Annotated in this window: 4 protein-coding genes; 3 read left to right on the top strand and 1 reads right to left on the bottom strand. The window is 68.3% G+C overall.

Annotated features, from left to right (window positions below):
- Nucleotides 1–88: 88 nt before the first annotated feature.
- The gene (locus ACV7NL_RS01175; RefSeq protein ID WP_463354695.1) at nucleotides 89–1,024 is read left to right on the top strand and encodes a helix-turn-helix domain-containing protein; all 936 of its coding nucleotides are present in this window, start codon (nucleotides 89–91) and stop codon (nucleotides 1,022–1,024) included.
- Between the two features lie 167 nt (nucleotides 1,025–1,191).
- The gene (locus tag ACV7NL_RS01170) at nucleotides 1,192–2,451 is read left to right on the top strand and encodes an adenylate/guanylate cyclase domain-containing protein (protein ID WP_463354694.1); all 1,260 of its coding nucleotides are present in this window, start codon (nucleotides 1,192–1,194) and stop codon (nucleotides 2,449–2,451) included.
- 81 nt (nucleotides 2,452–2,532) lie between these two features.
- On the opposite strand, the gene ACV7NL_RS01165 is transcribed toward ACV7NL_RS01170, so the two are convergent.
- Nucleotides 2,533–2,733 (bottom strand): hypothetical protein, encoded by a 201-nt coding sequence (locus ACV7NL_RS01165; protein WP_056182303.1) that lies wholly within the window; start codon nucleotides 2,731–2,733, stop codon nucleotides 2,533–2,535.
- Nucleotides 2,734–3,927: 1,194 nt separating this feature from the next.
- Between ACV7NL_RS01165 and ACV7NL_RS01160 the strand changes: the two genes are divergently transcribed.
- On the top strand, nucleotides 3,928–12,630 hold the full coding sequence (locus ACV7NL_RS01160; RefSeq protein WP_463354693.1) for a peroxidase family protein: 8,703 nt from the start codon (nucleotides 3,928–3,930) through the stop codon (nucleotides 12,628–12,630).
- Nucleotides 12,631–12,684 lie beyond the last annotated feature (54 nt).

The following is a 12,684-nucleotide window of genomic DNA, read 5'->3' as shown; positions in this document are numbered from 1 at the left end:
CGCAACGGCCGAGCAATGTGGCGAAAGACCGTGCGGGTCGGCGGCGCCCATCCTCGCCGCCGAGACAGGCCGGCGTGAGGAGACGGGGATGCAACGGCTCGGAGGCTGCGAGATGCGACCGGCGGAGAGGGGTTCGCCGCAGGGGGGCGGGACCCGGCCCGCGCACCGGATGGCGATGCCGAGCGACGGCATCGCCCCCTCGGAGTTCCGGGCCGGGGCGGGCACCTCCGGTGCGCCCCGCCTCGGCGCTTATCGCGACGGCCTGGTGATCCAGGCCCAACTCGGCGCCGGATTGCCGGGGGCAGGCCCGCGAGGGGCGCCCGAAGGCCTCTGCGCCAGCACGGTGATCCTTCTCGACAACCGGGTCCGGTCGCTGGCCTCGAACCACGGCGCCGCCGTGCAGGTCTGGCTGTCGCGCAGACTTCTCGACGAGGTCGGCGCGAGCATGGGCCTCGCCGACCCGATCGAGGCCCTGCGGCCCATCCACGGCCGCGTCCTGGTCGATGCCACGATCCACGATCTCGTGGCGAGCGCGGTCGCGACCCTCGACCGGCCGGATCGCGGCGCCCTCGTCTTCCGGGACCAGATCGCGCGGGCGCTCGCGGCGCATCTCCTCGGCCTGCCCGTCGAATCGGCGGTGGCGGACCCGGTTCGCGGCGGCCTGGCGCCCTGGCAATTGCGGCGCGCGCAGGAGCGCATCCGCGCCGAACTCGGCGACGCCCCCCGCCTTCAGGAGATCGCGGCCGAATGCGGCCTCTCCGTCAGCCACTTCGCCCGCGCCTTCCGCCAGTCGGTCGGAGCCTCCCCGCATGCCTGGCTGGTCCGCCAGCGCATCGCCCGCGCCAAGACCCTGATGCGGACGCGCGGCCCGTCGCTGGCGGAGATCGCCCTGGCCTGCGGCTTCGCGGACCAGAGCCACTTCACCCGGGTGTTCGCCCGCGAGGAGCGCATGAGCCCGGGGCGCTGGCGCCGGATGGTCGAGCCCGAGGCCGGTGTCGAACGCTGCGCCGGTGCCCTGGCGTGAGCGTCCATCCGGGCGCATCGTGGCGGGACGACCGGCTCGCGCCGGGTCCCGGCCGACTGACGCCGGCCGAGCCTCCCTGGCCGAGACTCCCTGGCCGAGACTTCCAGACCGAGACTCGCCGGCCGTGAAACGCCGGCTCGAACCATGAGAGGCCACGAGGCGCCGACATGAACAGTCCCTCGCATCCCGAGGAGATCCGCCGTTTCGCGCAGGCGCCCCTGCGCGCGGAGATGCTCGACTGGCTTCTCGCCGGAACGCGCGGCGAACGCTACCTCGACGACATCTTCGTCGCCTTCTGCGGCCGCCTGCGCGCGGCCGGCGTGCCGGTGGCGCGCGCCACCATCCACCTGCGGACGCATCACCCGCTCTGGCTTGGAACCCGCATCCTCTGGCGCACCGGGGCCGAGGCGGCCGAACTGACGAATTACGAGTACGGCATCGTCGACACCGACAGCTTCAAGCGCAGCCCCGCGGCGGACATCCACAACGGTGCCGAGCAGGTGCGCAAACGCCTGGAGGAGCCGGAGCGGCCCGAGACCGACCATTCGATCTATCGCGACCTGCGCGCCGAGGGGCTGACCGATTACGTCGCCTGGCCGCTGCACTACACCCTGGGCAAGCGCCACGTGGTGACCTTCTCGGCCGACCGGCCCGGCGGCTTCGCGCCCGAGGATCTCGATCTCCTGTCCGCGCTGCTGCCGGCCCTGTCGGTGGTGACCGAGGTCCGGCACAAGAACCGCCTGACCCGCCTGCTGCTCGACACCTATGTGGGGCCGCATGCCAGCGAGATGATCCTCAACGGAGCGACGCGGCGCGGCAGCGGCGTCACCGTCGAGGCGGCCATCATGGTCATCGACCTGCGCGGTTTCACCGAGATCTCGGAGCTGTGGCCGCGCGACGACGTGATCGCGCTGCTGAACGACTATTTCGATGCGATCTCGCTGCCGATCGAGCGCCACGGTGGCGAGATCCTGAAGTTCATGGGGGACGGCCTGCTGGCGATCTTCCACCTCGACACACCCGTTGCCTGCACCGCCGCGCAATCCGCCGCCTGGGAGGCGCACGTCGCCATGCGGGCCTTGAACGCGGCCCGGTCGGCCAGGGGATTCCAGCGCCTGGGCTACGGCATCGGCGTGAACGTGGGCGCCGTCATGTACGGCAATATCGGCTCCCGCTCGCGTCTGGACTTCACCATCATCGGCCCCGCCGTCAACGTCGCGGCACGTCTCGAGAGCCTGACCAAGGTGCTCGACCGGCGGGTGCTGTTCTCCGGCGCCGTCGCGGCGCGCTCGGCCGACGGGCACCGCCTGACCCGCCTCGGCACCTTTCCCCTACGCGGGGTCGGCGACCCGCTGGAGGTGCTCGCCTTCCCCGACGACGTGTCCGAGGTGGAGCCTGCAGAGCCGGATCGCGATCCGGCGTCTTGAGCGGAGCGAGGGGCGCCGGAACGCAGAAGGCCAGCCTCGCGGCTGGCCTTCGGATCGTCGGTCGTCTCCGTGGTGACGCGCCTACTCGGCTGCGGTCATCTCGGGCGCGAAGTGGCCGCACCAATCGGCGGCGCCGACGACCGGCCACAGGCCGTGATCCTGCGGGCCGGGCTGGCTCACCGGCGGGTTGAAGCGGCACAGGCCCTCGTCGGCCGCTGCGGCGGCGCCATTGACCTTGTGCTCGTCGAAGAACTTGCAGCTTTCACACTTGGCGTGGGCCATGTCGGAGATCTCCATCCCGTGCGGCTCGGACGCCGCTCGCAGTTACGAATTAGAACAGATCCAATGTAGCAGTCAATCGGCTTTTCGCGGGTTGGTTCCGTCCTGGGTGCCATGGGGACCGAATTCGGCGTCGGCGCCGCGACGGTTGGCATTCAGGGAACCGAAAGGCGGCTTCGAAGCCGATCCGGGATCGATCCCCTTCTCTTAGGCCCCGATAGCGACCCGCATCCCTGGAGTTTGTCAGGGATCAAGTGGAAACCGGTGATCCCACCCAGACAAACGAAAGATGCTCGGATTGGCGGTGCAGCGGCCCCGGGGCCGCTCTTCGCATGGCGCCAGCCCGTCGGACGGCATTCGGCGGGGCCGAGACCCAGGCTTTCCGCGATCAGGCTCGCGCAAGGGGGGATGACGCCGGACAGGTCGGTCGGCCCCATCCGATGACGCGTGGACCGCCCCGCCAGCGCATCGCGAAAGCGGGATTGCCGAGTGCTGCCCCGGTGCATTTGCGCTGTCGCGGTCGGCGAGGTTCGCCTTGCGCGCCGGCAGATGCGCAAAGTCGATGTCGGCGTGGACCGGCTCGCGGCAAAGAGCGTGGGCAGACTCCGAACCAATGGGAAAGCGGTTTCGTGGATGCTGTCCCGGTAAAATCCGGTTCGGGCGCGAAAGACCGAGGCTTCGCCCGAAAGCGTGGATTGTCCATTTCGGGAAGTACGTAGTTCCTACGTCTTCTTTTCGGTCGGCCTGCCAATTGAATAACCCTGGCCGATATCAGCAGTCGCGAAAGGGGACGAGGAAAAAACCTTCACCATTGGGTTTTTCCTTTGGGGTTAAGGGTTTTTTTACCATCGCTATTTTCCGAATCTGTGCGAGGTTCGGCGCAAGGGCAATCGCAGCTCCGAACGACGGCAATCGTTACCCTCATCAACTTCGCGGGGAACGTTTCATGTGCGCCAAATCAGGGCCGAAGACCGCTCGGCAGGATCATCGAATGCGCCCGTCGTCATGGACGTGCATCACGCGCGCCTGACGGCCACGGGCGCGACCCAGGTCGCCGAGCCCCACGCACACTGACTCGACCCGTCCGATTCGACGGCATCCGTGCCGGCGCGCGCCGACGTGCCTCCTTCCCATTCGAACTCCGGGGCGGCGTCCGACGCGCGTCCCATCGCTGACCCATGAGCCGAGGATACCGCCATGTCCGTCACGTTCACCGTCGACACCAACGACCTCCGCCACATCCTGACGCAGATCCGCATCGCCGAAGAGTTCGCAGCTCCCGGCAACACGCGGACCCTGCAGGAGATCATCGGACCGGACGCGGCCCTGCTTCCCTACGGCCTGCGCGCCGTCGACGGGAGCAACAATAACCTCCTGCCGGGTCAGAGCCTTCTCGGGGCGGCGGACCAGCCCATGCCACGCCTCCTGTCGACCCAGTACACGACTGGCGCGGGCCAGTTCGACGTCAACGGGCCGGCCCCCGGCGGCGTTGTCACCAACAACGCTTACAGCGCTCCCGGCACGGTCATCGACACCAGCATTCGGACGGTCAGCAATCTCATCGTGGACATGAGCCCGCACAACCCGTCCGCGGTCGCGGCCTGGTTCGCCAATCCCATCGCCCAGGCCGCCTATGCGGCGGCTCACAACGGCGAGACGCCCCCCGCGGACTACGTCCCCACCGCGACCGAGATCGCCTTCATCCCGAACCAGTCGCCCGACATTGGCCTGTCGCCGCCCTTCAACGGCTGGATGACCCTGTTCGGGCAGTTCTTCGACCACGGGCTCGACCTCATCACCAAGGGGAACAACGGCTCGGTGATCGTTCCGCTGATGCCCGACGATCCGTTGATCGCGGGCGGCGACGGGGTGTTCGGCACCGTCGACGACCTGCCGGAGGCGCAACGCTTCATGGTCCTGACCCGGGCGACCCCCGTCGCGGGGCCGGGCGCCGACGGCGTGCTCGGCACGGCGGACGACATCCGCACCGCGGTCAACACCACGACGCCCTGGATCGACCAGAACCAGACCTACACCTCCCATCCCTCGCACCAGGTCTTCCTGCGCGAGTACGTCCGGGTCGACGTGACCCCAGGCGACGGCGTCGCCAATCCGGTCACCTTCGCGACCGGAAACCTTCTCAACGGCGGAGCGGACGGCAAGGCCATCGCGAACTGGGCCGAGGTCAAGGCCCAGGCCAAGATGATGCTGGGCATCGAACTCGTGGACACGGACATCCACAACGTGCCCGTGCTGATGACCGACCCCTACGGCCGCTTCATCCCGGGGCCCAACGGCTACGCGCAGATGCTCATGCAGCCCGACGCGACCCACGCCACCACGTGGTTCCAGGAGGGAACGGCGGAGGGCATCCGCACGGTCGGTGCGGTCAAGACCGGTCACGCCTTCCTCGACGACATCGCCCATTCCGCCAACCCCATCGTCCAGGGGCAGGCCGTGGCCGCCGACACGGATACGCTCACCGGCAACGCGGTCGGGATCAATCCCCTGACCGGGGCGAACCTCGCCTACGACAACGAGCTTCTCGACCGGCACTTCATCACGGGCGATGGGCGCGGGAACGAGAACATCGGCCTCACCGCGGTCCACACCATCTTCCACTCGGAGCACAACCGGCTCGTCGAGGCCAACAAGCAGACCATCCTGGCCTCGGGCGACCTCGCCTTCATCAACGAATGGCTGAGGGTCGACCTGACCTCCCTGCCGACCACACCGGACCAGGTCGCCGCGCTGCAATGGGACGGCGAGCGCCTGTTCCAGGGCGCCAAGTTCGTGACCGAGATGCAGTACCAGCACCTCGTGTTCGAGGAGTTCGCGCGAACGGTCCAGCCCAACGTCGACCCGTTCGTGTTCACGAACAGCGCCGACCTCAACCCGGCCATCACGGCCGAGTTCGCGCACGTCGTCTACCGCTTCGGGCATTCGATGCTGACGGACACCATCGACCGCATCGGCTTCGATATGCAGCCCATCGATGGCGACGTGACCGTCGCGGGCACCCAGGAGCTCGGCCTCATCGAGGCGTTCCTCAACCCGCTGGCCTTCACGGCGAGCGGCGTCGACACGGAAGCGGCCGCCGGCGCCATCATCCGGGGCATGACCCGCCAGATCGGCAACGAGATCGACGAATTCGTGGTCGATGCCCTGCGCAACAACCTGCTCGGGCTCCCGCTCGATCTGGCGACGCTCAACATCGCGCGCTCACGGGAACAGGGCGTCCCGACCCTGAATGAGGCCCGCGCCGAGTTCTACGCGATGACCGCCGACGCCAAGCTCAAGCCTTACACGAGCTGGGTCGACTTCGCCCAGAACATCAAGAACCCGGCCTCGGTGATCAACTTCATCGCGGCCTACGGCGACCACGCGCTCATCACGCAGGAAAGCACGCTCGCCGGCAAGCGCGCCGCGGCGACCGCCCTGGTCTTCGATATCTCGGTCGACGTGCCGGACGATCCGTCGACCCCGGTGAACGACGCGCACACCATCGCGCCGCCCACGGATCGGCTCGATTTCCTCACCGGCACCGGCGCTTGGAATGCCGCGAATTCCGGCTTGAACGACGTCGACTTCTGGATCGGCGGCCTGGCCGAGGAGAAGATGGAATTCGGCGGGATGCTGGGCAACACCTTCAACTTCGTCTTCGAGACGCAGATGGAGAACCTGCAGAACGGCGACCGCTTCTACTATCTCAGCCGCACGCAGGGCATGAACCTGCTCAACGAGCTGGAGGCCAACACCTTCTCGGCCCTGGTGCAGCGCAACACCGATCTCGGCGACGAGGGCTCCTCGCATCTCAACGGATCGCTGTTCGGGCGGGCCGACCACATCCTCGAACTCAATCCGGTCAACCAGGTCGGGGACGACCCGACCCAGGACGACCTGCTGCTGCAGATCCTGGACCCGAAGGTGGTTCGCGTGGCCCCGGGCGCCGATATCGACGGAGACGGGCGCGCCGATGGCGGGATGCTGAAGTTCAGCGGCGGCGAGCACGTCGTCCTCGGCGGCACCGAGGGCAACGACACCCTCATCGGCGATAAGGGCATCGACACCCTCTGGGGCGACGGCGGGGACGATTACCTCAACGGCGGGATGGAATCCGACCAGATCTACGGTGGCGACGGCGACGACGTCATCGAGGACCCCTTCGGCGACGAGTTCATCCGGGGCGGCGAGGGCAACGACGCCATCTCGGGCGGTCCAGGCCTCGACATCCTGTTCGGCGGCGGGGGCAAGGATTTCATCACGCATTCGACCGATACGGTCGAGGTCTTTGCCGGGCGCGGCGACGATTTCGTCCTGGGCGGCAGCGCCGCCGACGGCCTGATGGGCAACGAGGGCGACGACTGGATCGAGGGCGGCGAGGGCTTCGACAGCCTCTCGGGCGAGAACTCCCAGCTGTTCTTCAACAGCATCATCATCGGCCACGACGTCCTCAACGGACAGGGCAACGACACCGACTACGACGGCGAGTCCGGCGACGACATCATGGTCCAGGGCGCCGGCATCCAGCGCAACAACGGCATGCTCGGGTTCGATTGGTCGATCCAGAAGGGCGACCCCAACGACGGGATCATCGACCTCGGCATCTCCCGCTTCGTCAACCAGCAGGCCCTGACCCTTCGCGACCGCAACGACTCCGTGGAGGGCGCTTCGGGCTGGAAGCATAACGATACCCTGATCGGCACCGAGCGGCCGACCGGTGCGGTCGGCGACCCCGCCGGCGGCATCGTCGGCGGACCGGCGACCGACAGCATGCTGCTGTCCCAGAATGTCGCCCTGATCGACGGCTTTGAGGCGTTGCTCAAGCTGACCCCCGGCGCCGTACGCGGACAGACGGTGGGCAGCGACGCCACGCCCTTCGGGAGCCTCGCTCCCGACACGACCGTATTCGACCCCCAGAACGGTGGCGATATCCTGCTTGGCGGCGCCGGCAGCGACACCATCACCGGTAAGGCCGGCAACGACATCATCGATGGCGACCGCTGGCTCAACGTCAGGATCAGCATCCGTGACGCTGGTGGCACCGAGGTGGCGACCGCCGACAGCCTCGCGGGCCAGATGTTCACGACGCCGGCCGGGCTCGCGAGCGGCACCGGACCGCTCTACCTCGGCGGAATGACCCTGCAGGCCGCGCTGATGTCGCGGGCGGTGAATCCGGGCCAGCTCAACATCGTGCGTGAGATCCTCGACGCCGGACAAGGAGCCGACGTCGACACGGCGGTCTTCTCCGACGTGCGGGCCAACTACACCCTCACCAACCTCGGCGACGGCAGCTTCCGGGTCGACCACACCGGTTTCGCCGTGAGCCCGACCCTGAGGTTCTCGGACGGCATCGATACGTTGCACAACATCGAGCGGGCGCAGTTCTCGGACGGGGCCGTGTTCCTCACCAACGTGCCCGCGACGGGGGCGCCGACCGTCAACGACACGACCCCCACCGAACTGGCGACGATCAGGGCCAACGTGGCCGGAATCGCCGATCTGAACGGCCTGCCCACGACCTTCGCCTTCCAATGGCAAGCCCAGTCAGCCACCGGAGCCTGGACCGACATCGTCGGGGCGACCGGCCAGACCTTCACGCCGCAGCAGGCCCAGGTCGGGCTTCCGGTCCGTGTCGCGGTGAGCTTCACCGACCAGGGAGGCTATGCCGAGCGCGTCGTCTCCGCGCCGACCGACGTGGTCGGCGACAACATCGTCGACAACGGCCTGGGCAACAGTATCAACGGCACGGCAGGCGCCGACCGGATCCTCGCCAACGGCGGCAACGACACGGTGAACGCCGGGGCCGGTGACGACGTCGTCGACGGCGGGGCCGGCGCAGACACCATCAACGGCGCGGCGGGCAACGACACCATCCAGGGCGGCACCGGCAACGACACCATCGATGCCGGCGCCGGCGACGATGGGGTGACCTGGAACGGTGGAGCTGCGCTTGGGCCGGTCGCCCTCGTCCCCACCGATGGACGCGACGTGGTGAGGGGCGGCACCGAGGGACCCGTGGGAGACACCCTCGTGGTCAACGGCACCCTCGGTCTCGCCGAGACCTTCCGGGTCTACACGGTCGCCGCCTGGGGGCAGGTCGCCGGCAACAATGTCGCCACCCTGAGCCCCGGCACCGAGATCGTCATCACCCGTACCACGGGGGCTGGCATCGGCGCCGTCACCACCGTCATCGCCGAATTGCAGGAGATCGAGGAGATCCGGATCGGGACCGCCGCGGTCTCGGTGCCGAACCCGCCGACCAACGCGGGGGCAGGCGACAGCGTCTTCCTGATCGGCAACTTCTCGACGACCAGCCTGAACCTCAACACCGTCACCATCGACGGAACCGAGGGGAACGATACCGTCGACATCTCGGGCCTGACCTCGGCCCACCGGATCGTATTCCGCTCCAATGGCGGTACCGACACCATCGTGGGAACGCTGCGGCCCCAGGACGTCATCGAACTGGCGCCGGGCACGACCCGCGCGAACTACACGGAGACGCAGGCGAACGGGGTCACAACCCTGACGAACGGTTCCCACAGCATCACCTTCGCAAGCTCGGGGACCCCCACCTTCGGGACCGTGCCGGCCACCGGCGGGAATCCGCCGGACGGGGGTGTCGGGAATGGTGGCGGCGTCGGGAACGGTGGAGGCGGCGGCTTCGCGCTCACCGCAGCGGACATTGCCGGGATCAAGGCCCTCGTCACCGGGCAGCCCGTCGCCGGAGGCGACGACGACGCCAGCGGGGCCGCCGGCGTGCGCCACCTCTCGGGTGCCGGCAACAACCTCGATCATCCCGAGTTCGGAGCGGCCGACCAGCCGTTCATCCGGCTCACCGACGCCCATTACGGCGCCTTCGACCCGGCGACGAACAACAACGCCCTCAATCCGCTCTACGCCGGCCTCGATCCCCGCGCCATCAGCAACGTGCTGGGCACGCAGGAGGCCGACCTGCCGCACCAGGCCAACGGTTCGAACATCTTCTTCATGGCGTTCGGCCAGTATTTCGACCATGGCCTCGACTTCCTGCCGAAGAGTGCATCCAACGGCATTGTTCAGATCGACCTGCCCGGCTCCGGGCGCGCGCCCGGAACCAACAATCCGGCCGATCTGACCCGGGGCGAGGTCTCGTCCATCGTCGACGGCGTGCCCCAGCACCTCAACAAGACCTCCCCCTTCGTCGACCAGAACCAAGCCTACGGCTCGCACGAACTCGTCGGCCAGTTCCTGCGGGAGAGCGACGGCAACCAGGGCGTCGGTGCGCGCCTCCTCGCGGGTGTTCCGGACCCGTCCAATCCCGCCTTCAATCTGCTGCCCACTCTGCGGGAGCTCATCCAACATCATTGGGATGCGGACACGATCTTCCACGATGCCTCACTCCCGGGTGGAGCCGTCAGCTTCCGAAGCTACGTCTCGAATTTCCCCCTCTCCGAGACCAGGACCGGCTCTTTGTTCAATGCGGCCGGGGCGTTCGACCCGGAGGCGGTGAGCGCCTTCGCCTCGAACTTCATGGGAAGCGGCAACGCGCTGCTCCTCGACACGAACCCCTTCGTCAGTCTGCTCGACCACTACGTGGCCGGCGACGGGCGCGCGAACGAGAACGTGTCGCTCACCGCCATGCACACGATCTGGGCGCGCAACCACAACTTCCACGTGGAGAACCTCGTGGAGGCCGGTTTCCAGGGTACGCCGGAAGAGGTGTTCCAGGCCGCCAAGACGATCAACGAGGCGGAGTACCAGCGCGTGGTCTTCGACGAGTTCGCGGATCAGCTCATCGGCGGCATGAAGGGCAATGGCACGCACGGTCACGGCGGCTACAACCCCAACGTCGATGCCCGGATCTCCCACGAGTTCGCCTCGGCGGTGTACCGCGTCGGGCACTCGCTGATCGGCGAGACGCTGACGGTCATCGGTTCCGACGGAGCGCCTCGGCAGGTCGCCCTCTTCGATGCCTTCCTGAACCCCTCGAACGCCCCGGACGTCTTCACGGCACCCCTGCCGCCCGGCTACGTGCCGCAGCCGGGTTACGCCCAGCTCGGGGCCAACGCCATCCTGGCCGGCGTCGCGACGCAGCCCGCCGAAGAGGTCGACTTCAACATCGTCGATGCGGTGCGCAACGATCTGGTGCGGATCAACGCCGACCTGTTCGCCTTCAATGTTGCTCGCGGCCGCGACGTCGGCCTCGGCTCCTTGAACCAGGTCCGCTCCGACCTCATGGCGTCCGCGGACCCCTACATTCGGGAGGCATTGGAGTATGCGGGCAACCTGACGCCCTATGCCTCCTGGGAAGACTTCCAGGCCCGGAACGGATTGAGCGACACCGTTATCGCGCAGTTCAAGGCCGCCTACCCGGACCTCACCCTGACGACGGCCGAGCAGCAGGCGGCCTTCGTGGCGGCCAATCCCGACATCGCGATTCACCAGCGGGCGGACGGCACCCCATACGTGAGCGGCATCGACCGGGTCGACCTCTGGGTCGGCGGCCTGGCCGAGCAGCACATCAACGGCGGCGTCGTGGGCCAGACCTTCTGGGTCGTGCTGCACGAGCAGTTCGACCGCCTGCAGGAAGGGGACCGGTTCTACTACACCGACCGGTTCGACAATTTCGACTTTTACCAAAACATCGTCGATGGCCAGAACTTCTCCGACATCGTCGCGCGCAACACCGGCCTGACCGGCCTCCAGGAAGACATCTTCGCCGTCAGCGACGAGGACGAACCCATCGACGGAGGGGGCGGAACGGTCGGCGGGGGCACGGACGACGACGACGATGAGGACGGCGACACCCCGGGCGGTGGCAACCCCGATGACGGGGACGATGATACCGCGGGCGGCGGCGACTCCGATGACGGGGACGGCGACACCCCGGGTGGTGGCGGTTGCGACGATGACGGCGATACCGCGCCCGGGACGGGCGGGGGCGCGACGACCGGAGGTTCGACCGGAGGCACCACCGGCGGCGGGACAACCACGCCTCCGGCCGACCTTCCGGCAAGCCTGGTGGCCGGTACCGCCGGCGACGATGTCCTGCCCGGGACTGCGGGCGCCGACACGATCCTCGGCCTGTCCGGCGACGACAACATCCTTGCCGGCGAGGGGGCCGACGTGGTCCGTGGCGGCGACGGGAACGACTTCGTCGATGCCGGCGGTGGCCGCGACGTGGTCTTCGGCGGGGCCGGCGACGACGACATCCTCGCCGGCGGCGAAGACGACATGGTCTACGGCGATGGTGGTGCGGATCGCATCCTGGCTGGGGCCGGCAACGACCTCGTGACGGCGGGGGCCGGCAACGACTCGGTGATCGGCGGCGACGGCAACGACCTGTTCGTGGCCGAGGTCGGGGATGGCAGCGACAGCTACTGGGGCGACGAGGTCGGGGGCGGCATCGGCATCGACACGCTCGACATGTCGGCTATCACGGCCACCATCATGGCCGACCTCGGCACCGGTCTTGCCGGACGAGGCAGCGTCACGAGCAGCCAATCCGGTTCCGATACCCTCTGGGGCATCGAGAACATCGTGGCCGGCTCGGGCGACGACACCATCACGGCCAGCGACGCCGTGAACGTGATGGATGGCGGCCTCGGTGCCGACGTCTACCGCTTCCTCTCGGCGTCGGCGGCGAACGGCGACACCATCGCGAGCTTCCAGCCCGGCGACAAGGTCGACCTCAGCGGCATCGACGCGAACCAGGGCGTGGCCGGCAACCAGGCGTTCACGCTCGCGACCGGGGCGGCCTTCACCGGGGTCGGCGAGTTGCTGGTCACCCAGGAACACCGGGGGGACGGGGACTACACCGTCGTGGCGGGCAACACCGGCGGCGACGCAGCCCCCGAGTTCAAGTTCAGCATCAAGGGAGCCCCGGCCGCGACGGCCGCAGACTTCGCCCTCTGACGCCGGAGGGGGCCGCGCCAGGCCCCCTCCGGTTCCGCCGCGCTCATGGGGGAT

It is taken from the genome of Methylobacterium sp. Ger2507, assembly GCF_055231875.1.
This window is presented reverse-complemented; position numbering and strand designations above follow the sequence as displayed.